Below are 19,925 nucleotides of genomic sequence, written 5' to 3'. Positions count from 1 at the left end.
CTTCACAGGTAGTCCTCCAGCCGGGCCACCGCGTACCCCTTGTCGGTGACGTACTTCATGAGCCGGCGGACCATGTCGGGCATGGTGCCCTCCCACTCCTCGCGGCCCCGGAAGTGGGTCAGGATGATGTCGCCGGGGTGCAGGTCCTGGTCCACCTCGCGCCACTCGACGTGGTCGACGAACACCTCTTCGTTCCAGATCGGCGCGTACTTGATGCCGCAGGACCTGGCGGCGCGCAGCGTGTCCCGGTTGTAGTTGCCGTAGGGCGGGCGGAAGAGGACGGGCCGCTTGCCGTACTCCTCCTCCATGATGTCCTGCATGCCGCAGATCTCGCGCTTCTGCCCCGCGTAGGACAGGCCGGGCAGGTACGGGTGCGTCAGCGTGTGGTTGTTCAGGGTGACGCCGCGGGACTGCATCTTCCTGAAGTAGCCGTAGTTGTCCTCCACCAGGTAGTTGCTGAGGAAGGCGGTGTACGGGATCTTCAGGTCGCTCATCATCTTCAGGAACGCCGGGTCCTTCTCGGAGCCGTCGTCGATGGTGAGGAACACGACCTTGTCCTTGGTGGGCACGGTCGTGAAGACGGGCGGCAGATCCTCCTGACCGGGGACCTCGAAGCCCTTGCGGGCCCTGATCACCGGCTTGCGGGCAGGCGGGGGCGGCGCGAGGAGCGGCGGTTCGGCGAGGCGCCACTTCTTGGCCATCGCGACCCGGGCGGCCTGGGCGGCGCCCGGCTTGCCCCCGTAGGAGTCGAGGGCGCGGGCAGGCGGCCCGTGGAGGGGCTGCCGGCCGGGCGTCGGCCGGACGGCCTCCGTGCCGACGGACCCGGCGCACCCGGAGGCGACCGCGCAGGCGGCGAGCACGGCGAGGCCGGCCCGCGTACGGCCGTGCCGGACCCCTCGGCCCGACGTCCCCTTCATGGCCCTTTCGTCGTTTTGTCGTACAAGTCGCATGGCGCCGGATCCTCGCAGCTCACGGCGCCGATCAGAGCCCGACACCGCGGCCGGGCGCGCACCGTCCACCGACTGGCCCACAATGGGCCTGGTGAACGACCTCGCCTCCTTCAGTTCGCTGCTCTCCGCGGAGGGCCAGGCGCTCCTCGACGACGTACGGGACGTCACCCCCGGCCAGGAGCTCGCCGTCGCCACCCGGCTGCGCCGCGACCACCCGGCGGAGCTCGTCTCGGCGGCCATCGCGCAGGCCCGGCTGCGCCAGCGCGCCGCGGCCAAGTTCGGCGAGGCGGACGCCCCCCGCATGTACTTCACGGCGAACGGCGTCGAACAGGCGACCCGCACGAGCGTCGCCACCCACCGCGCGCAGGAGTTCACGGCGCTCGGGGTGCGCTCCGTCGCCGATCTGTGCTGCGGCATCGGCGGCGACGCGATCGCGCTGGCCCGCGCCGGGATCTCCGTACTCGCCGTCGACCGCGACCCCCTGACCTGCGAAGTCGCCCGGGCGAACGCTCAGGCCCTGGGCCTCGACGGGCTGATCGAGGTCCGCGAGGCCGATGTCACCGAGGTCGACACGCAGCCGTACGACGCCGTGTTCGTCGACCCCGCGCGCCGGGCCGGCGGCAAGGGAGGCGGCCGGATCTTCGACCCGGAGGCGTACTCCCCACCCCTGTCCTGGGCGGTCGGCGCGGCGCTCGGGGCCCGGCACGCGGCCCTGAAGATCGCGCCCGGCATCCCCCACGAAGCGATCCCCGGCGCGGCCGACGCCGAGTGGATCTCGGACGGCGGGGACGTGAAGGAGGCCGTGCTCTGGTTCGGCACCGAGCCGGGCCGCATGCGGGCGACGCTGCTCCCCGGGCCGCGCGCACTCACCGGCCACGGCCTCCCCGACCCCGGAGTACGGCCCGTGGGGCGGTACTTGTACGAGCCCGACGGCGCCGTCATCCGCGCCCACCTGGTCGCCGACGTGGCCCAGGAGGTCGGGGGCGGGCTGATCGACGAGACGATCGCCTACGTCACGTCCGACACGCTGCGCGCGACGCCGTACGCCACGGCCTACGAGATCACGGACCAACTCCCCTTCAACGTAAAGAAGTTGAAGGCGCTGCTGCGGGAGCGCGAGGTCGGGATCCTGACGGTGAAGAAGCGGGGGTCGGCGGTGGAGCCGGAGGAGCTGCGCCGCAAGGCCCTGCCGAAGCGGCACGGCCCGAACGCGCTGACGGTCTTCCTGACCCGCGTCGCGGGCGCCCCGACGATGCTGCTGGGCGCGCCCGCGCAGCCGGCCACGGGTGAACCCACCGCCGCCCGGCGCGGAGCGACGCCCTAACGGCACCCCTCCGCCCGAGCCAGCAGCAGCTCCCGCTCCCGCTCATTCCGGGTCAGCGAAGCGGCCCGCTCGAACTCGGCCCGCGCCTCCTCGTACCGCCCGAGCCGTTCAAGCAGGTCTCCGCGCACGCTCGGCAGCAAGTGGTAGTCGCGCAGCGCCGGTTCGCCGGCCAGGGCGTCGACCAGGGCGAGACCGGCCGCGGGCCCCTCGGCCATGGACACCGCCACCGCCCGGTTCAACTCGACGACGGGGGACGGCGCCCTGGCGGCGAGCAGCCCGTACAGAGTCGCGATCCCCTCCCAGTTCGTCTCCGCGTACGTGTGGGCGTGCGCGTGGCTGGCGGCGATCGCGGCCTGGAGGGCGTACGGCCCGGGCCCGCCCCCCGTGGACACGGCGTCCGCGCGGCCGAGCGCGGCGAACCCGCGCCGGATCAGGAGCTGGTTCCAGCGCGTACGGTCCTGGTCCCTGAGCAGGACGGGCTCGCCCGAAGGCCCCGTACGGGCGGCCGAGCGCGAGGCCTGGAGCTCCAACAGGGCGGCCAGGCCGTGCACTTCGGGCTCCTTCGGCATCAGGCCGGCCAGGAGCCGGGCGAGCCGCAGCGCGTCCTCGCACAGGCCGGGGCGCAGATAGTCGTCGCCGGCCGTGGCCGCGTACCCCTCGTTGAAGATCAGGTAGATGACCTCGAGGACCGAGCCGAGGCGGGCCGCCCGCTCGGGCCCGTAGGGCACTTCGAAGGCGACGTTCTTCGTGGCGAGGGTGCGTTTCGCGCGCACGATGCGCTGGGCGACCGTCGCCTCGGGGGCCAGGACCGCGCGGGCGATCTCGGCGGTGGTCAGGCCGCCGAGCAGCCGCAGCGTGAGCGCGACCCGGGCCTCGGCGGACAGGACCGGGTGGCAGGCCGTGAAAACGAGGCGGAGCAGGTCGTCGTCGATGTCGTCCGGGTCCGCGGGCTCGTCCGGACGGGTCGGCGCGGCCTCCAGGCCGCGGCCGACCTCCGCGAGCTTGCGCGCGTACCGCTCCTTGCGGCGCACGAGGTCGATCGCCCGGTGCTTGGCGGTGGCCATGAGCCACGCGCCCGGGTTGTCGGGAACCCCCTCGTCCGGCCACTGCTCCAGGGCGGCGACCAGCGCGTCCTGCGCGAGTTCCTCCGCGAGCCCCACGTCCCGGACGATGCGCGTGACGCCGGCGATGATGCGGGGCGCCTCCAGACGGAAGACGGTCTCGATGGCGTGGGCCGCTTCGGCAGTACGTTCTGCTGTCACGGCCCACCATCAGACACCCCCGGCCGTACGGCGGCCAAGGGCCTGTCCGGCGTGGCTCAGCCCTCAGCGATCTCCCGGATCTCGGAGGTGACCGTCCAGTGCTCCTCGTGCACCTTCAGGAAGCGCTTGGTCCACTCCAGGATCTCGGCCCGGTCCTTGGCCTGGATGATCGCGTAGCCGCCGATGACCTCCTTGGACTCGGTGAAGGGCCCGTCGGTGACGGTGATCTCGCCGTTCTCGTAGTGCATGCGGGTGCCCTCGGACGACGGGTGGAGGCCCCCGGTGTCGAGCAGCACGCCGGCCTTGGTCATCTCCTCGATCAGCTCGCCCATGCGCTGCATCAGAGCCTCGCTGGGGCCCTCGGCGGGGGCCTTGCTCTCGTCGATACGGACCAAGGTCATGTAGCGCGGCATGGTGGACTCCTCGTTCGGTGCGGTCGGGGCTTCTCCCCGCTCTCACTTACGCGTCGAACGGGAGACCGGCGAATCGACACGCGCGCCGCATTCACTTCGGGAATTTTCTCCGGCAGGTCGCAGGCCCCGAGCGGATGTGTCCGCCCGGGGCTGCGACCTGCTGTGATGCCTATTCGACGGTGGTCTTCAGCGAGCGGGCCTGCGGCTGCGGCTGCGGCGCCACGGAGGCTGCCGGCCGCTCGGACTGCCGCGTCGTCGCCGTTCCCGCCGGAGCCACGCCCTTGTAGTACGGGAAGTAGTCCACGAGCGAGCTTCTCGCGCTGACCGCGGAACCGGCGGCCGCGAGTTCGGACGCCGACACCGAACCGGTGCCGCCGTACGCGATGACGTGCTGGAGACCGGCGGCCTGCGAACGCAGATAGGTCGCGTCCGCGTCCGTCAGGGTCGTCTCGTCGGTCCACAGCACGGGCCCGTACCAGAGCTGCCCGGTGGCCGAGGAGACCCCGCCGCGCCAGCTGCTCGTCGAGGCGAGACCCACCTGGTGCGGCGAGGACCACCAAAACCTGGCCAGCGCCACCGAGGTCCCGTCGTGGCCGCTGCCCGAGACCGGGTAGTACGACCAGCGGTCGGGCCAGTGGGAGAACGCGGTGTGCGTGAGCGCGTACTTCGCCGACGCGCCGACCGGGATGACCATGGTCGTGTCCGGGTCGAGCGAGTTGAGGTACGACTTCACCGAGGATGTCAGCGAGTTGCCGTCGTTGAGGACGACGGTGCCCTTGCCGCCGTAGCCGAGCGCGCCCGCCGCCACCGAGGCCGCGATCGCCGAGTGGTAGTCCGTGCCGGTGGCGAGGAACACGTACTTGGGCGCGCCGGTGACCGCCTTCGCCACGGCCACCGACGTCGAGTAGCGCGAGGTGCCCGCCAGCCGCTTCGGGGTGAAGCCGAGCGAGGTGACCTTGGTGGCCACCGCGCTGGAGAGGATGTCCGTGCCGCCGACGAGATAGACGGTCGAGCCGGGCTTGAGCGTGCGCTTCAGCTCGCTCTGGACCGCGGTCGACAGCGACGACTTCGGCGTCATCAGGACCGGGCCCTGCTTCTGGCCGCCGAGCGACTGGGCCGTGAGCGCGTAGGACGGGCTGTCCTGGCTGACCAGCACGGCCGTCCTGGCGTCGACGAGGCCGGGCTCGCTCTGTCCGACGCTGTTCCAGCTCCAGCGGGACACGGCGGCGTTGGTGCCCGGCGAGTCGGCGCCCCACACCCGCGCGGTGTCGTTGTGGCGCAGCGGCTGCCAGGCGATGTCCGTGGTGGACGAGGTGCTGGAGGGGTTCGGCATCGTCGTGACGTCGCCGCTCTTCACATCGACGATGCGGGTCGCCGACGCGTCTTCGTCGTAGCCGTTGTTGAACGCGATGCGCGTGCCGCTCGGCGACCAGGACGGGGTGTAGGCGGCGTCGCTGAAGGTGAGCTGGCGCTCGCCCGTACCGTCGACGCCGATGACGAAGAGCCTGGTCAGCCCGCCCGCTTCCCGCACGAAGGCGACCTGCGTGCCGTCGGGCGAGATCGCGGGGTCCTGGCCGACGTCGGTGAGCTTGGTGAAGCCGCCGGTGTTCGCGTCGTACAGCCAGATCGCGGAACCGGTCGTCGTACCGCAGGTGTCGCCCGTACGGACGAAGGCGATCAGGCCGTTCACCGAGGCGCTCGGCGCGCGGTCGCAGCCGTCCTCCGTCGTGGAGAACAGCGGCTGCCCGTAGCCGGAGCCGTCGGACGGCGCGTACCGCAGCCGGCCGTCGCCCGAGTAGACAACGGTGCCGCCGCCGTACAGGAACGTCGGGTGGGCCACGCCGCGCACCGAGCTGTCGCGCTCAGGAATCTTCACCAAGGTGGAGCCCGTGTAGCGGCGCGTCTCGACCCTGCCGTCCTTCACGTACGCGACCCGGCTGCCGTCCGGCGACCACGCGGGCTCCGCCGCGCCGGCGAGGAAGTCGGTGTACGTGCTGGTGCCGAGCTCGTGCGTCTGCAGCACGTTCAGCGCGCCGTTGAGGAACATCAGCGTGCCGTCCGTGGCCTGCCACGTGACCGGCTCGGCGGCGGCCGCCCCCGGCGCCGCCATGCCCGCCGCCAGAGCGACGGTGGTGCCCAATGCCGCGAGCACGCGGCATCTGCGAATCTTCATGTGCCCCCACAAGAGTGTCCGAAGGACCGTCGTTCGTCTCCCCGACGCGGAACGGAAACCTCACGTTCCTGTACGACAGCTGCGTCACTGTAGCGGCGCAGGTGACCGGAAGGGAATGACTTTCCTTCACATGCCACCTACACGCCCCGTGCCAGGATCGCGCCCCATGCCGTTCGACCACAACGATCACTACCACCGCCTCCTGCTGCGCCACCTGCCCAGCGGCGGCCGTACCGCCCTCGACGTCGGCTGCGGCACCGGCCGCTTCGCACGGCGCCTGGCCGGCCGCGGTTACGAGGTCGACGCGCTCGACCCGTCGCCGCAGGTCGTGGCCGCGGCGGAGTCGATCGGCGGGGGTCCCCGCTACCGCCGCGCCGACGTGACGACGACGGACCTGCCGCGCGGCCACTACGACGTCATCACCTGCCTGGCGAGCCTGCACCACATGCCGTTCGCGACGGTGACGCGGCTGCGCGAGGGCCTCGCTCCGGGCGGCGTCCTGCTCGTCCTCGGCTGCTACGCGGGCATCACCTGGTGGGACCTGGCGGCCGTCCCCGCGAACGCGGTGGCCCGCGCCACGGTCCACGTGAGCGAACGGCTACGCGGCGCCGCACCGCCTCCTCTCCAGGCCCCCGTGCGCCGGCCCGACATGTCCCTCACCGACATCCGCACCGAGGCCACCCGCCTCCTCCCCGGCAGCCAGGTACGTCAACTCCTGCTCTGGCGCTACCTGTTGACGTACAACGCCTGACGCGTCACCGGAGCGAGGCCCACAGCTTTCCGGCCTCCGGCTCGTCGGCGACGACACGGTTGGGGTCGGACGGCGCCGGGAGCACCGGCATCATCACTGTCTTCACCTCATCGGCCGACAGCCCCTTCAAGCTGCCCGCCAGGCCCTGGAGTTCGCCGAGGGAGTCCAGGCCGGTGTCTGTGGTGAGGCTTCCGGTGAGGGCGTCGGCGACCTTGTAGAGGCGGGCCGGGTTCGTCAGGAGATCGCTCTGAGAGACCTTCTCCACCAGCGCCTTGACCAGTTGCTGCTGGAGTCTGATGCGGCCGAGGTCGCTGCCGTCGCCGATGCCGTGCCGGGTGCGGGCGAAGGCGAGGGCCTGCTTGCCGTCGAGGTGGCGGTAGCCCGCGTCGAGCTGGAGGTGGCTCAGGTCGTCATCGATGTCCTCGGTGGTCGTGACGTTCACACCGCCGAGCGCGTCCACGACCGAGGCGAAGCCGGAGAAGTCGATCTCCAGATAGTGGTCCATGCGGACGCCGGTGAGCTTCTCCACCGTCTTCACGGCACAGACGGGACCGCCCACGGAGTAAGCGCTGTTGAACATGGCGCCGTAAGCGGCCTGAGTGGTGCCGCCGGACGAGGCCGGGCACGCGGGCCGCTCGACGAGAGTGTCGCGGGGGATGCTGACGACGGTCGCCGACGAGCGGCCGGCGGCGAGATGGACGACCATCGCGGTGTCCGAGCGGGCGCCCTCGCTGTGGCCGCCGCCGAGCGCGGAGTTCTCGCTGCCGCTGCGCGAATCCGAGCCGAGGACAAGGATGTTCAGCGCCCCGGCGGGCGGCGCGGTCGCCGAGGGCGCCACAGTGACCGGGGCCGGCTTCGGGGGCCGGTCGTCGCCGAGCGCGTTGTCGATGTCGACGCCCTGGATGTTGTGGTCCAGATGCCAGTACGCCCACGCGGCCCCGCCCCCGGTGAGGACGAGCACGCAACCGGCCACGGCACCTGCGGTCTTCACCAAACGCCCACGACGGCGCTGTATTCGCTTCACGGGGCGAACATAAGTCGTAATTATTACAACGGTAAACCAGTAAGACGCCGTTATCCGGGAATCTCAGACGGTTCTCACGTCCCGGAGCGAGACCGCCTCAGGCGGGAGCGACCGCCTCGAACCGCCACCGATGCACCGCCCGGGTCACCAACTCGCCCTCGGGTTCGGGCAGTTCGGGCAGCTCGGCGTCGTACGCCGCGTTCCACCAGGTGATGACGAGGACCCGGTCCTGCGGGGCGCGGAAGAACTCGCGCCGCAGCGGCTCGGCCGCGAGGACCTGCCCCCGCGCCCAGGCGAGCAGCTCCTCGCCCCGCCCGTCGGCGGCCCGGGCCTCCCACATCAACGCGACAGTCATGAGTACAGGTTGTCCTTCGCGACCTCGTGCACATGGTCGTGGTCGTGCGCGGGCCCCGGCACGTGCGTCTCCGTCACCGGCAGCGACGAGTCGGCCGACAGGTCCCAGGCGGACGCGGACCGGCCCCGCGCAACCATCTCGGCGCCGAGGGCCGCGACCATCGCTCCGTTGTCCGTGCACAGCTTGGGCCGGGGCACGCGCAGCCGGATCCCGGCGGCCTCGCACCGCTCCTGGGCCAGGGCCCGCAGCCGCGAGTTGGCGGCCACACCGCCGCCGATCATGAGGTGGTCGACGCCCTCGTCCTTGCAGGCGCGCACGGCCTTGCGGGTCAGCACGTCGACGACGGCCTCCTGGAAGGACGCCGACACATCCCGGACCGGAACGTCCTCACCGCCGGCGCGCTTCGCCTCGATCCAGCGCGCGACGGACGTCTTCAGGCCGGAGAAGGAGAAGTCGTACGCAGGGTCACGGGGCCCGGTGAGCCCGCGCGGGAAGGTGATCGCGTTCGGGTCGCCCTCCTTCGCGTACCGGTCGATGACGGGACCGCCGGGGAATCCGAGGTTCAGCACCCGGGCGATCTTGTCGAAGGCCTCGCCCGCCGCGTCGTCGATGGTCGAGCCCAGGGGCCGCACATCGGACGTGATGTCGGCGGAGAGCAGCAGGGACGAGTGGCCGCCGGAGACGAGCAGCGCCATCGTGGGCTCGGGCAGCGGCCCGTGCTCCAGCTGGTCCACGCAGATGTGCGAGGCGAGGTGGTTCACGCCGTAGAGCGGCTTGCCGAGCGCGTACGCGAACGCCTTGGCCGCCGAGACGCCCACGAGGAGAGCGCCCGCGAGCCCCGGGCCCGCGGTGACGGAGATCCCGTCCAGGTCGGAGGCCGCGACCCCGGCGTCCTTCAGGGCGCGCTCGATGGTCGGCACCATGGCTTCCAGGTGCGCGCGCGAGGCGACCTCGGGGACGACGCCGCCGAAGCGGGCGTGCTCGTCGACGCTGGAGGCGACCGCGTCGGCGAGCAGCGTGTGGCCGCGGACGATGCCCACGCCGGTCTCGTCGCAGGAGGTCTCGATGCCGAGGACGAGCGGTTCGTCAGCCATTTTCGGTTCCTTGTACGGGTGTCACGGAGGTCGAGGGGTCGGTCAGACGCATCACGAGCGCGTCCACGTTGCCCGGCTGGTAGTAGCCGCGGCGGAAGCCGATGGGCTCGAAGCCGAAGCGCTGGTAGAGCTTCTGCGCCCGGGTGTTGTCGACCCGCACCTCGAGCGTCACCTCGGAGCACTCCAGGTCGGTCGCGTGGCGCAGCAGGACGGTGAGGAGCCGGGCACCGAGCCCGGTGCCCCACTGGTCACGGGCGACGGCGATGGTCTGCACGTCGGCCCCCACGCCGGAGCCGCCCTCGTAGTCCGTGCCGGACGCGGCGAGGCCCGCGTACCCGACGAGACGGTCGCCGTCGTGGGCGACGACATAACGGCGGGTCGACCCGGCGCCGCGCGCGTGCGCGAGCTCGGACCAGAACATGCCGCGGGACCACGCGTCGTCCGGGAAGAGATCCTTCTCGAGCGCGTGCACGGATTCGATGTCCCACCAGCGCATCTCGCGCAGAGCCGCGCTCACTTCGGGGTGACCACCTTGTAGTTCTTGGGCACCTGCGCGTCGGGCCGGCGCAGATACAGGGGGCGCGGCGCGTCGAGCTCCTCGCCGGCGGCGAGCTTCTCGGCGGCGAGCGAGGCGAGGGCGGCCGCCGACACGTTCTCGGGGGCGCGCGCGTCCGGGAACGTGTCCGGGTACAGCACGGCACCGGCGCCGACCGCGGGAAGGCCCGCGACCTGCTCGGCGATGTCGGCGGGGCGGTCGACGGCGGGCTCGGTGACCCGGGTGCGCGGATCCTCGTAGCGCGCCCAGTAGACCTCCTTGCGCCGCGCGTCCGTGGCGACGACGAAGGGACCGTCCAAAGAGGCGGCCTCGGCGCCGTACGCGAGCCCGTCCAGCGTGCACAGACCGTGGACGGGCACACCGAGCGCGAGGCCGAAGGTGTCGGCGGTCATCAGGCCGACGCGGAGGCCGGTGTAGGGGCCGGGGCCCACGCCGACGACGATGCCGGTGACGGCGTCGAGTCTGACGCCGGCCTCGGCGAGTACTCGGTCGACGGCGGGCAGCAGCAGCTCCCCGTGCCGACGGGCGTCCACCTGGCTCGATGCGGCGACGACGGAGGAGCCGTCGTGCAGGGCGACGGTGACGGCGGGGGTGGCGGTATCCAGCGCGAGCAGCAGCACACAAACAGCCTACGGCTCCGGCGCCCCGCCCACTGCCGCCCCGGTGAGCCGCACGCCTGCTGCTACCGTCACCACAAAGACGTACGGGCAGGAGAGGTGGGCACACAGGTGGCACGGAGCAGCTCGGGATTCGTGGCCGGGCTCACCGCGGCGGCGCTCGCCGTGGTCGGCTTCCTCACCTACCAGGCGTCGGCCAGCGCGCCGGACAGCCTGGCCCCGCCGAAGACCGGGAAATCCCCTTCCACGGCCGCGTCCCACTCCCCCGAGGAGAAGAAGGACCGGACAGAGGTACCCGAGCAGTCCGGCGCCGGTGAGCGGGTCGTCTACTCCGTGAGCGACGACCGGGTGTGGCTGGTCGCGGAGGGCGGCAAGGCGCAGCGCACCTTCAAGGTGACGCCGAGCACCGTGAACCCGCCGGCCGGGAAGTACCTGGTGACGTCGCGCTCGGCGGCGATCACCGGCAGCGACGGCGTGCCGATCGAGCACGTGGTGCGGTTCGCGAATGTCGACGGCGTCACGATCGGCTTCAGCGCGGCGGTCGACGGCTCGATGCCGGCACCGGACCCGGCCAAGAAGACGGGCGGCATCCGCGAGAGGCGGGCGGACGGCGACGCGATGTGGGAGTTCGCGACGATCGGCAAGAAGATCGTCGTGGTCCCGTAGGACCCTCCGTCACCTGACCCACGCCACAGAAACGCTCACGCGGCATCACGCCGCTCCTCACCGGCCTCCTCCCCCCTGCCCTCCCCCTGCTCAACGGGCGGAGTGGAGACGGCGGACGCGGCGGCGCAGGACGCGAGCAGATCACTCATGGACAGCCCCGAGGCGGAGATCCCGGAGATGTCCCCGCGCCCCGGCGCCACGCGGGGCTGCTGCGGCACGTCACGTTCTGAAGCCGACATGGATGCCTCCTGGGCTCCGGGGGCAGCAAAGTTAGGTAGACCTAACCAGGACTGGTATCCATGTGACCACGCGGAGCGCGCGCCGCGCAACATTTTGCCGACGCCATGTCGGAACGTTCGGGTGAAGGTACGAGAGTCAGGCGGCCAGAGCCTCCAGGCCCGCACCGGCCCAGCGCGCCCCGAGGCCACGCAACGTCACCGAGCGCACCTCGTCGTCGGTGTCCCCCGTGGCGCGGTGGATGACGACATGGAGCCGGTCGTCGGCGAGGTCCTCCACCTTGCCGTCGCCCCACTCGACGACGATCACGGAGTCGGTCAGCGAGACGTCGAGGTCGAGGTCCTCCATCTCGTCGAGCCCGCCCCCCAGCCGGTACGCGTCCACGTGCACCAGGGCGGGCCCGTCGCCGAGCGGCGGGTGGACGCGGGCGATGACGAAGGTCGGAGACGTCACGGCGCCCCGCACACCGAGGCCCTCGCCGAGCCCGCGGGTCAGCGTGGTCTTGCCCGCGCCCAGCTCGCCGGTGAGCATCACGAGGTCGCCGGGGCGCAGCAGCTTGGCCAGGCGACGGCCCAAATCCCCCATATGGGCGGGCGAGTTGACGGTGATCGAGGCGGTGGCGGCGTCAGCTGCCGGGCTGTGCGGTGTCTCCATAACTTCCCACGGTAGCCCCTGCGGGAACCACTCCCGTGCGCGCGAGGAGGTCGGCCAGCCGGTCGGTGACGGCCTCGGGGTGCTCCAGCATCACCAGGTGCCCGCCGTCGGGCACGAGCACCAGCTCGGCGTCGGGCAGCAGCCCGGCTATGGCCTCGCTGTGCTCACTGGGGGTGACGAGATCCTGGTCGCCGGCCAGTACGAGGACGGGGAGCTGCGCGAACCGCTCGATGGCCTCGGTCTTCTCGTGCTCCTGAAAGGCGGGGTAGAACTCGGCGACGACGTCGATCGGCGTGCTCTCGATCATGCGCTCGGCGAAGCGGGCGACGGCGGGATCGACGTCACGCGAGGCGAACGAGTAGCGCTTGATGATGCCGGCGAACAGGTCGGCGGTGGCGCGGCGCCCCTTCTCCACCAGGTCGGCGCGCTGGCCCAGAATCTTCAGGACGCCGGGGAGCACGCGCCGCACGGCGTTGACGCCGACCACGGGCAGCCCGTAGCTGACCTCGCCGAGCCTGCCGGAGGAGGTCCCGACGAGAGCGACGCCGACGACGCGCTCGGCCACGACCTCGGGAAACTGGTCGGCGAACGCCATCACGGTCATGCCGCCCATGGAGTGCCCGACGAGGACGAGCGGCCCTTCGGGGGCGGCGGCGTCGATGACGGCCTTCAGGTCGTGCCCGAGCTGGTCGATGGTGACGTCGGGCCCGCCGTCGGCCTGCCCGACCCCGCGCCCGGACCGCCCGTGGCTGCGCTGGTCCCAGTAGACGGAGCGCACCACCCCGCGCAGCGCGGCACGCTGGAAATGCCAGGAGTCCTGGTTGAGGCAGTACCCGTGACTGAAGACGACGGTGACCGGCGCGGGCGCCTTACGACCGAAGAGCCGGCGCCTGCGAGGCGCGGCACCGCCCTCGGACTCCACTTCCTCGACCTCGTAGTAGAGCTCGGTGCCGTCCTCGGCGCAGGCCTTGCCGGGGGTGCCGCGCAGGGAGCCGAACGGCCCGGAGGCATCCAGCGCGAGCCGCGCCTTCCTGCGCATGCCGCGGCCGACGGTGAGCCGCTCGACGGCGACACCGGCAGCGGCACCGGCCGCGACGACGCCTATCGCGGCGCCGGCGAGCCCGGCCACCCGCCAGCTCGCGACGGCCGCCGTGGCCTCGGCGCTGCTCTCACTCACGTGCCGCTCCTGAGTCCACATAGACGCGCGGAACACGCGCCCCGATCCGGGTGACGATCTCGTACGCGATGGTGCCGGCGGCCTGCGCCCAGTCCTCTGCGGTCGGCTCGCCCCGGTCGCCGGGACCGAACAGCACGGCCTCGTCCCCGGCCCTCAGCTCGTCGCCGCCGAGATCGACGACGAACTGGTCCATGGCGACGCGTCCGGCGACGGTCCGCAGCTTGCCCCCGATGAGTACGGGCCCGGTCCCCGAGGCATGCCGGGGAATCCCGTCCCCGTACCCGAGGGGGACAAGCCCCAGGGTGGTCTCGCCCGGGGTGACGTAGTGATGCCCGTAACTGACGCCGAGCCCGCCCGGGGCGTGCTTCACCAGGGCGAGCGAGGCCGACAGGGTCATGACGGGCCGCAGCCCGAAGTCCTCGGGGGTGCCGATCTCGGGGCTGGGCGAGATCCCGTACATCGCGATGCCGGGCCGCACCAGATCGAAATGGGTCTCGGGCAGAGTCAGAGTCCCCGGCGAATTCGCAATATGCCGTACCTCGGGCCGAACCCCAGCCCTCTCCGCAAAGGAGACCATCTCGCGAAAGCGATCCAGCTGAGCGGCAATCGACGGATGCCCCGGCTCATCGGCACACGCGAAATGGGACCAGAGCCCAGAAACAACGACAAGCCCCTCGCGCTCCGCAGCAACGGCAGAACGCACCAGCTCGGGCCAGTCACCAGGCAGACACCCATTACGTCCGAGCCCGGTATCGGCCTTCAACTGAATACGAGCGGGACGCCCCACCACCCGAGCCGCGGCAACCACCTCGTCCAGAGCCCACATGCCGCTCACGGACATATCGAGATCGGCCTCGATGCCCTCGCGCCAGGGTCCGCCCGGCGTCCACAGCCAGCACATGACGCGCCCCTCGATCCCCGCGGTACGCACCGCGAGAGCCTCCTCGGGCGTGGCCGTACCGATCCAGGTGGCACCGGCCTCCCGCGCGGCGCGCGCGCAGGGGATCATGCCGTGGCCGTAGGCGTCAGCCTTGACCACAGCCATGAACTCGGCCCCGGGCGCACGAGCGCGCAGGGACCGCACATTGGCCCGCAGAGCGGCCAGATCGATCTCGGCCCGGGCACGGCCCACGGCAGGTGCTCTCTCAGTCATCGTGCGCCCAGTGTCTCAGAGCCCCCCGACACCCCCACGTGACCACCACCCCCCAAACCCCCCACACCCATCCAAATCGCCAGGCCAACAGCCACCCCGCAACGAAGAACCACAACCGCCCGCCACCCGCCCGACGCCCGGACGGGAGGACGCCCCCACCGAGCCGAACCCTGAGCCCCCGCCTAGAACCCGCGCCGAACATCGGCCCAGGCCCCGGCAATCCCCCCCGCCACATCCTGAGCGACAACAGGCGCCCCACCGGACACCCGCCGAGCAGCAAGCCCATGCAGATAGGCCCCCACAGACCCGGCATCGAGAGCCCCGAGCCCCGCAGCGAGCAACGACCCGGCAAGCCCGGACAGAACATCACCACTACCGGCGGTGGCCAGCCACGCGGTACCGGTGGAATTGACCCGCACCAACTGCCCCCCGCCCCCGGCGGAACCCCCACCCCCGGCAACCAGGGTCGTGGATCCCTTCAGAAGAACGGTCGCGGAGAACCGGCCGGCCAACTCCCGTACAGCGGCGAGCCGTTCCGCCTCCACCTCCTCCCGGGAAACCCCCAACAACGCGGCGGCCTCCCCCGCATGAGGCGTAAGCAAAGTAGGCGCGCCCCGCCCCCGAACGGCCTGAGGATCAGCGAGCCGCAACCCGTCGGCGTCGATCAGAACGGGCACGTCGGCCCCCACGACATCCGCGAGCCCGGACGCGTCATCACCAAGACCGGGCCCGGCCACCCACGCCTGCACCCGCCCCGCCTTCCCGGGCGCGCCCTCGGACACCAGAGTCTCCGGGAACCGGGAGACGACGGCGCCGGCCGCAGGCCCGACGTAGCGAACGGCCCCGGCCCCACCCCGCAAGGCCCCGGCCACGGCAAGCACGGCGGCGCCGGGATACCGGGCGGACCCGGCGACGATGCCCACGACACCGCGCCGGTACTTGTCGCTCTCACCGGTGGGCTCAGGCAGCAGCCGGGCCACGTCATCGTGCTGAAGGGCCTCCAAATCCCCCTCGCCGGACACCGGTTCAAGCCCGATGTCAACAAGCCGGACGGCGCCGGCGTACTCCCGCCCGGGATCAACAAGAAGCCCGGGCTTGTACGCACCGAAGGTGACGGTCACATCGGCGCGGACGGCCTCCCCGTCGACCTGCCCCGTATCGGCGTCGACGCCGCTGGGCAGATCCACAGAAACGACAACGGCACGAGAATCCAGGGCGGCACGGACAACAGGCAGAGCACCCGCTCGAAGCCCGCCCCGCCCCCCGATGCCCACGATCCCGTCGACAACGAGATCGGCCCCGGCAAGAACCCGCTCACCGCTGTCGACGACGCGCCCCCCGGCGGAAAGGAAGGCGGCAAGCCCGGCACGGTGCACCCGCTCGGAGTCCAGAAGTACCGCGGCAACCCCGGCGCCACGCCGGGCAAGCCGGGCACCGGCGTAGAGGGCGTCCCCCCCGTTGTCCCCGGACCCGACGAGGAGCACGACCCGGGCCCCGTACACCTTGCCGAGGAGCTCGGCGCAGACGACGGCGAGCCCGACGGCGGCACGCTGCATCAGGGCGCCCTCGGGGAGCCGCGCCATGAGGGCGCGCTCGGCGGTCCGTACGGTGTCCACGCTGTAGGCAGTACGCATAAAACCGAGTCTCCCGCAAAGAAGAACCCAGCGCGCGAAGCGCACACCCAAACCGGATCCGGCCCCAGAACCGAGGCCGACCCCGAAGCCGAGACAACCCCCCCCGGCCCCGACCCCCCGGGCCCCTACCCCTCAGCGATCACAACAGCAGACGCAATCCCGGCATCATGACTGAGAGACACATGCCAGGACCGCACCCCAAGCTCCTCGGCAGCGGCGGCAACGGTCCCGATGACCCGCAACCGCGGCTGCCCACTGTCCTCGACACAGACCTCCGCATCGGTCCACCGCAACCCGGCCGGCCCCCCCAGCGCCTTGGCCAGCGCCTCCTTGGCGGCGAACCGCGCAGCAAGAGAGGCAACCCCCCGCCGCTCCCCGCTGGGCAGCAGCAACTCCCGTTCGACAAAGAGCCGTTCGGCCATTCCGGGCGTACGCGCGAGCGACTCCTCGAACCGTTCGATCTCGGCAACGTCGATCCCGACCCCAATAATCAAAGCCAGCCCCTAGTCATCAGATCCAGCCCGTCACTCCACCGTCACGGACTTGGCAAGGTTCCGAGGCTGATCGACCTCGTTCCCCCGCGCAGTGGCCAGCTCGCAAGCAAACACCTGCAACGGCACCGTCGCAACCAGCGGCTGAAGGAGCGTAGGGGTGGCAGGGATCCGTACGAGATGGTCGGCGTAGGGGACGACCGCCTCGTCGCCCTCCTCGGCGATCACGATGGTGCGCGCCCCGCGGGCCCGGATCTCCTGGATGTTGGACACGATCTTGTCGTGGAGGACGGACCGCCCCTTGGGCGACGGCACGACGACCACCACGGGCAAGTCCTCCTCGATCAACGCGATGGGCCCGTGCTTGAGTTCACCGGCGGCGAAGCCCTCGGCGTGCATATAGGCGAGTTCCTTGAGCTTCAGGGCGCCTTCAAGGGCGACGGGATAGCCCACGTGCCGCCCCAGGAAGAGCACGGTCCGCTTGTCGGACAGCGACCGGGCCAGCGCCCGCACGGGCTCCATGGTCTCCAGAACGCGCTCGACCTCACCGGAGATGTCGGCCAGGTCCCGGATCACCGCACGGATCTCGTCCCCCCACTTCGTGCCGCGCACCTGCCCGAGGTACAGGGCCACGAGGTAGCAGGCGACGAGCTGCGTGAGGAACGCCTTGGTGGAGGCGACGGCGACCTCGGGCCCGGCGTGCGTGTAGAGCACGGCGTCGGACTCGCGGGGAATGGTCGAACCGTTCGTGTTGCAGATGGCGAGGACGGTCGCGCCCTGCGCACGAGCGTGCCGCAGCGCCATCAGCGTGTCCATGGTCTCGCCGGACTGAGAGATGGCGATGACCAGCGAGCGCCCGCCCAGAATGGGATCCCGGTACCGGAACTCACTCGCTAGCTCCACCTCGCAGGGGATCCGGGTCCAGTGCTCGATGGCGTACTTGGCGATGAGACCGGCGTGGAACGCCGTCCCACACGCCACGATCACGACCTTGTTGACTCCCTTCAACACGGCTGCGGGGATACGGAGTTCATCAAGCGTCAGCGCCCCGTCGACGCCGATGCGCCCGAGCAGCGTGTCGGCGACCGCCTTCGGCTGCTCGGCGATCTCCTTGAGCATGAAGTAGTCGTAGCCGCCCTTCTCGGCGGCGGAGGCGTCCCAGTCGACGTGGTACGACCGCACCTCGGCGGGCCGCCCGTCGAAGTCGGTGACGGTCACCCCGTCCTGTCCGCCGTCCCGGCGCAGCTCGACGACCTGGTCCTGGCCCAGTTCGATCGCGGAGCGCGTATGGGCGATGAAGGCGGCGACGTCGGAGGCGAGGAACGCCTCGCCCTCCCCCACGCCCACGACGAGCGGCGAGTTGCGCCGGGCGCCCACGACGACGTCGGGCTCGTCGGCATGCACGGCGACCAGCGTGAACGCCCCTTCGAGGCGCCGGCAGACGAGCCGCATGGCCTCTGCGAGGTCCGCGCAAACGGAGAACTCCTCGGCGAGCAGATGCGCGACGACCTCGGTGTCGGTCTCGGACTCCAGGACGTGCCCGCGCTCGGCGAGCTCGGCGCGCAGTTCGGCGAAGTTCTCGATGATGCCGTTGTGGACGACGGCGACGCGGCCGGCGTTGTCCAGGTGCGGATGCGCGTTCGCGTCGGTGGGGCCGCCGTGGGTGGCCCAGCGGGTGTGGCCGATGCCCGTGGCCCCGGCCGGCAGCGGCCGCTCCACGAGCTCCTTCTCCAGGTTGGCGAGCTTGCCCGCCTTCCTGGCCGAGGCGAGGCCGCCGTCGGCGAGCACCGCGACCCCCGCCGAGTCGTAACCCCGGTATTCGAGCCGCTTCAGCCCGGCGAGCACGACGTCGAGCGCCGACTGAGATCCGACGTATCCCACGATTCCGCACATGGCGGCAGCCTAAGGCCGCACGGTCAGCAGCCCCCGACGATCCGGTCCCGCGCGTCTTCGAGCAGACGCAGGTACTCCACTTCCTCGCAGCGCGGCTTGCTGCCCATCTCGTAGAGGTCGAGACAGTCTTCGAGATCCTCGCGCAGGTCCTCGTCGGGCAGGTCGAGGGCGAGCTCGCTGCGCACCTGACCGGCGAAGTCGTTCTCAACGAGCCCGGGTCTGCGCCGGACGAGGTCACGCAATCGGGGCACGGCCATAACGGTTCCCTCCCACCCGGACGGCGCGGCTCGGCGCCGGGTGCCGGGAACGTATCTCCGTTCCCCCGCCCGGTCCAGACCTGTGACCACGGAAACCCGCGAATTCCGGCACGAACCACGCACACAAAGCCCACCGCACCCCCACCCGCCGCACCTCACCGCCCCCAAGGTGACGCAGCCCACCCCCCACCCCGTCCACACAGCCGTAACAATGGACTGTGATCTCTTCGGTCTCCGTGCCCCCGACGGCACCCCGGAGCGCCCACCGGCACAAGCCGGAGGCGACTCCCTACGTCGACCTCACCCGCACCGAGTGGAGCGCGCTGCGCAACAAGACGCCGCTCCCTCTCACCGCCGATGAGCTGGAGAAACTGCGCGGCCTCGGCGATGTCATCGACCTCGACGAGGTCCGGGACATCTACCTCCCGCTCTCGCGCCTCCTCAACCTCTACGTCGGCGCCACCGACACCCTGCGCGGCACCCTCAACACCTTCCTCGGCGAGACCGTCGAGAAGGCGTCCCAGTCGGGCACACCCTTCGTCATAGGGGTCGCCGGTTCGGTGGCGGTGGGCAAGTCGACCGTCGCCCGCCTCCTCCAGGCGCTGCTGTCCCGCTGGCCGGAGCACCCGCGCGTGGAGCTGGTCACCACGGACGGCTTCCTGCTGCCGACGAAGGACTTGGAGCGGCGCGGCCTGATGTCGCGCAAGGGCTTCCCCGAGTCGTACGACCGACGCGCCCTGACCCGCTTCGTCGCCGACATCAAGGCGGGCAAGGACGAGGTCTCGGCGCCCGTCTACTCCCACCTGATCTACGACATCGTGCCCGGCCAGAAGCTCACGGTCCGCCGCCCCGACATCCTCATCGTCGAGGGCCTCAACGTCCTCCAGCCGGCCATGCCCGGCAAGGACGGCCGCACCCGCGTCGGCCTCGCCGACTACTTCGACTTCAGCGTGTACGTGGACGCGCGCGCCGAGGACATCGAGAGCTGGTACCTCAACCGGTTCAAGAAGCTCCGCCAGACGGCCTTCCAGAACCCGTCCTCGTACTTCCGCAAGTACACGCAGGTCTCCGAGGAGGAGGCGCTCGACTACGCGCGCACGACCTGGCGGACCATCAACAAGCCGAACCTGCTGGAGAATGTGGCGCCCACGCGCGGGCGCGCGACGCTCGTCGTGCGCAAGGGCCCCGACCACAAGGTGCAGCGGCTGAGCCTGCGGAAGCTGTAGAAAGCCGGAAAGCTACGC

21 protein-coding genes are annotated in these 19,925 nt (G+C 71.3%); 4 read left to right on the top strand and 17 right to left on the bottom strand.

Annotated elements, in window-relative coordinates; translation table 11 throughout:
* Nucleotides 1–2: 2 nt before the first annotated feature.
* Nucleotides 3–950: a polysaccharide deacetylase family protein gene (locus ACY0PA_RS25520; protein ID WP_473079966.1), complete on the bottom strand. Its 948-nt coding sequence runs from the start codon at nt 948–950 to the stop codon at nt 3–5.
* Nucleotides 951–1,041: 91 nt separating this feature from the next.
* On the opposite strand from ACY0PA_RS25520, the gene ACY0PA_RS25515 reads away from it, so the two are divergent.
* Nucleotides 1,042–2,274, top strand: coding sequence for a class I SAM-dependent methyltransferase (locus tag ACY0PA_RS25515; RefSeq protein ID WP_473079965.1), 1,233 nt, complete (start codon nt 1,042–1,044; stop codon nt 2,272–2,274).
* Here ACY0PA_RS25515 and ACY0PA_RS25510 read toward each other — a convergent pair.
* The 3 genes from ACY0PA_RS25510 to ACY0PA_RS25500 all read right to left on the bottom strand — a co-directional run bounded on the left by ACY0PA_RS25510 (nt 2,271) and on the right by ACY0PA_RS25500 (nt 6,122).
* Nucleotides 2,271–3,536, bottom strand: coding sequence for an RNA polymerase sigma factor (locus ACY0PA_RS25510; RefSeq protein ID WP_473079964.1), 1,266 nt, complete (start codon nt 3,534–3,536; stop codon nt 2,271–2,273). The two genes, ACY0PA_RS25515 and ACY0PA_RS25510, sit on opposite strands and share 4 nt — an antisense overlap.
* A 56-nt stretch (nt 3,537–3,592) precedes the next feature.
* Nucleotides 3,593–3,949 (bottom strand): YciI family protein, encoded by a 357-nt coding sequence (locus tag ACY0PA_RS25505; protein WP_383087352.1) that lies wholly within the window; start codon nt 3,947–3,949, stop codon nt 3,593–3,595.
* Nucleotides 3,950–4,118: 169 nt separating this feature from the next.
* A complete protein-coding gene (locus tag ACY0PA_RS25500; protein ID WP_473079963.1) occupies nt 4,119–6,122 on the bottom strand; it encodes a cell wall-binding repeat-containing protein in 2,004 nt (667 codons plus the stop codon).
* A 166-nt stretch (nt 6,123–6,288) separates the two neighbouring features.
* On the opposite strand from ACY0PA_RS25500, the gene ACY0PA_RS25495 reads away from it, so the two are divergent.
* Entirely contained in the window at nt 6,289–6,873 is a 585-nt protein-coding gene (locus tag ACY0PA_RS25495; protein ID WP_473079962.1) for a class I SAM-dependent methyltransferase, read from the top strand.
* A gap of 4 nt (nt 6,874–6,877) precedes the next feature.
* On the opposite strand, the gene ACY0PA_RS25490 is transcribed toward ACY0PA_RS25495, so the two are convergent.
* The 5 genes from ACY0PA_RS25490 to tsaB form a co-directional block, all read right to left on the bottom strand.
* Nucleotides 6,878–7,864, bottom strand: a complete 987-nt coding sequence (locus ACY0PA_RS25490) for an LCP family protein (RefSeq protein WP_473086420.1) — start codon at nt 7,862–7,864, stop codon at nt 6,878–6,880.
* 130 nt (nt 7,865–7,994) lie between these two features.
* On the bottom strand, nt 7,995–8,252 hold the full coding sequence (locus ACY0PA_RS25485) for a hypothetical protein (protein ID WP_473079961.1): 258 nt from the start codon (nt 8,250–8,252) through the stop codon (nt 7,995–7,997).
* Nucleotides 8,249–9,346 (bottom strand): tRNA (adenosine(37)-N6)-threonylcarbamoyltransferase complex transferase subunit TsaD, encoded by a 1,098-nt coding sequence (tsaD, locus tag ACY0PA_RS25480; RefSeq protein ID WP_473079960.1) that lies wholly within the window; start codon nt 9,344–9,346, stop codon nt 8,249–8,251. Before tsaD ends, ACY0PA_RS25485 begins: the two co-directional genes overlap by 4 nt.
* Nucleotides 9,339–9,842: a ribosomal protein S18-alanine N-acetyltransferase gene (gene rimI / locus ACY0PA_RS25475; RefSeq protein WP_473086419.1), complete on the bottom strand. Its 504-nt coding sequence runs from the start codon at nt 9,840–9,842 to the stop codon at nt 9,339–9,341. The genes tsaD and rimI overlap by 8 nt, the downstream gene beginning before the upstream one ends.
* Before the next feature lie 17 nt (nt 9,843–9,859).
* Nucleotides 9,860–10,522, bottom strand: a complete 663-nt coding sequence (gene tsaB, locus ACY0PA_RS25470; RefSeq protein WP_473079959.1) for a tRNA (adenosine(37)-N6)-threonylcarbamoyltransferase complex dimerization subunit type 1 TsaB — start codon at nt 10,520–10,522, stop codon at nt 9,860–9,862.
* A gap of 108 nt (nt 10,523–10,630) precedes the next feature.
* Here tsaB and ACY0PA_RS25465 point away from each other — a divergent pair, with 108 nt between their 5' ends.
* On the top strand, nt 10,631–11,185 hold the full coding sequence (locus ACY0PA_RS25465) for a hypothetical protein (protein ID WP_473079958.1): 555 nt from the start codon (nt 10,631–10,633) through the stop codon (nt 11,183–11,185).
* A gap of 35 nt (nt 11,186–11,220) precedes the next feature.
* Here ACY0PA_RS25465 and ACY0PA_RS25460 read toward each other — a convergent pair whose 3' ends face one another.
* The 8 genes from ACY0PA_RS25460 to ACY0PA_RS25425 all read right to left on the bottom strand — a co-directional run bounded on the left by ACY0PA_RS25460 (nt 11,221) and on the right by ACY0PA_RS25425 (nt 18,675).
* Nucleotides 11,221–11,424: a hypothetical protein gene (locus ACY0PA_RS25460; protein ID WP_473079957.1), complete on the bottom strand. Its 204-nt coding sequence runs from the start codon at nt 11,422–11,424 to the stop codon at nt 11,221–11,223.
* Between the two features lie 136 nt (nt 11,425–11,560).
* Nucleotides 11,561–12,076: a tRNA (adenosine(37)-N6)-threonylcarbamoyltransferase complex ATPase subunit type 1 TsaE gene (gene tsaE, locus ACY0PA_RS25455; protein ID WP_100594855.1), complete on the bottom strand. Its 516-nt coding sequence runs from the start codon at nt 12,074–12,076 to the stop codon at nt 11,561–11,563.
* A complete protein-coding gene (locus tag ACY0PA_RS25450) occupies nt 12,048–13,253 on the bottom strand; it encodes an alpha/beta fold hydrolase (RefSeq protein WP_473079956.1) in 1,206 nt (401 codons plus the stop codon). Before ACY0PA_RS25450 ends, tsaE begins: the two co-directional genes overlap by 29 nt.
* Nucleotides 13,246–14,406 carry an alanine racemase gene (alr, locus tag ACY0PA_RS25445; RefSeq protein ID WP_473079955.1) on the bottom strand — a complete coding sequence of 387 codons (1,161 nt, stop codon included), beginning with the start codon at nt 14,404–14,406 and terminating at the stop codon, nt 13,246–13,248. The genes ACY0PA_RS25450 and alr overlap by 8 nt, the downstream gene beginning before the upstream one ends.
* Before the next feature lie 182 nt (nt 14,407–14,588).
* A complete protein-coding gene (locus ACY0PA_RS25440; protein ID WP_473086418.1) occupies nt 14,589–16,040 on the bottom strand; it encodes an NAD(P)H-hydrate dehydratase in 1,452 nt (483 codons plus the stop codon).
* Nucleotides 16,041–16,165: 125 nt separating this feature from the next.
* Nucleotides 16,166–16,534 carry a holo-ACP synthase gene (locus ACY0PA_RS25435; protein ID WP_473079954.1) on the bottom strand — a complete coding sequence of 123 codons (369 nt, stop codon included), beginning with the start codon at nt 16,532–16,534 and terminating at the stop codon, nt 16,166–16,168.
* 30 nt (nt 16,535–16,564) lie between these two features.
* Nucleotides 16,565–18,424, bottom strand: a complete 1,860-nt coding sequence (glmS, locus tag ACY0PA_RS25430) for a glutamine--fructose-6-phosphate transaminase (isomerizing) (RefSeq protein ID WP_473079953.1) — start codon at nt 18,422–18,424, stop codon at nt 16,565–16,567.
* A gap of 23 nt (nt 18,425–18,447) precedes the next feature.
* On the bottom strand, nt 18,448–18,675 hold the full coding sequence (locus tag ACY0PA_RS25425; protein WP_473079952.1) for a hypothetical protein: 228 nt from the start codon (nt 18,673–18,675) through the stop codon (nt 18,448–18,450).
* A 242-nt stretch (nt 18,676–18,917) separates the two neighbouring features.
* On the opposite strand from ACY0PA_RS25425, the gene coaA reads away from it, so the two are divergent.
* Nucleotides 18,918–19,907, top strand: a complete 990-nt coding sequence (gene coaA, locus ACY0PA_RS25420) for a type I pantothenate kinase (RefSeq protein ID WP_473086417.1) — start codon at nt 18,918–18,920, stop codon at nt 19,905–19,907.
* Nucleotides 19,908–19,925 lie beyond the last annotated feature (18 nt).

The sequence above is a fragment of the Streptomyces sp. DS1-CR2 genome (assembly GCF_055760475.1).
This window is presented reverse-complemented; position numbering and strand designations above follow the sequence as displayed.

Bases quoted from the DNA above. Each gene is read 5' to 3' on its own strand.
- tsaE (WP_100594855.1), bottom strand. From the start codon at position 12,076: ATGGAGACACCGCACAGCCCGGCAGCTGACGCCGCCACCGCCTCGATC.
- ACY0PA_RS25495 (WP_473079962.1), top strand. From the start codon at position 6,289: ATGCCGTTCGACCACAACGATCACTACCACCGCCTCCTGCTGCGCCAC.
- ACY0PA_RS25485 (WP_473079961.1), bottom strand. From the start codon at position 8,252: ATGACTGTCGCGTTGATGTGGGAGGCCCGGGCCGCCGACGGGCGGGGC.
- ACY0PA_RS25460 (WP_473079957.1), bottom strand. From the start codon at position 11,424: ATGTCGGCTTCAGAACGTGACGTGCCGCAGCAGCCCCGCGTGGCGCCG.
- alr (WP_473079955.1), bottom strand. From the start codon at position 14,406: ATGACTGAGAGAGCACCTGCCGTGGGCCGTGCCCGGGCCGAGATCGAT.
- ACY0PA_RS25440 (WP_473086418.1), bottom strand. From the start codon at position 16,040: ATGCGTACTGCCTACAGCGTGGACACCGTACGGACCGCCGAGCGCGCC.
- ACY0PA_RS25520 (WP_473079966.1), bottom strand. From the start codon at position 950: ATGCGACTTGTACGACAAAACGACGAAAGGGCCATGAAGGGGACGTCG.
- glmS (WP_473079953.1), bottom strand. From the start codon at position 18,424: ATGTGCGGAATCGTGGGATACGTCGGATCTCAGTCGGCGCTCGACGTC.
- tsaD (WP_473079960.1), bottom strand. From the start codon at position 9,346: ATGGCTGACGAACCGCTCGTCCTCGGCATCGAGACCTCCTGCGACGAG.
- ACY0PA_RS25500 (WP_473079963.1), bottom strand. From the start codon at position 6,122: ATGAAGATTCGCAGATGCCGCGTGCTCGCGGCATTGGGCACCACCGTC.
- ACY0PA_RS25505 (WP_383087352.1), bottom strand. From the start codon at position 3,949: ATGCCGCGCTACATGACCTTGGTCCGTATCGACGAGAGCAAGGCCCCC.
- rimI (WP_473086419.1), bottom strand. From the start codon at position 9,842: ATGCGCTGGTGGGACATCGAATCCGTGCACGCGCTCGAGAAGGATCTC.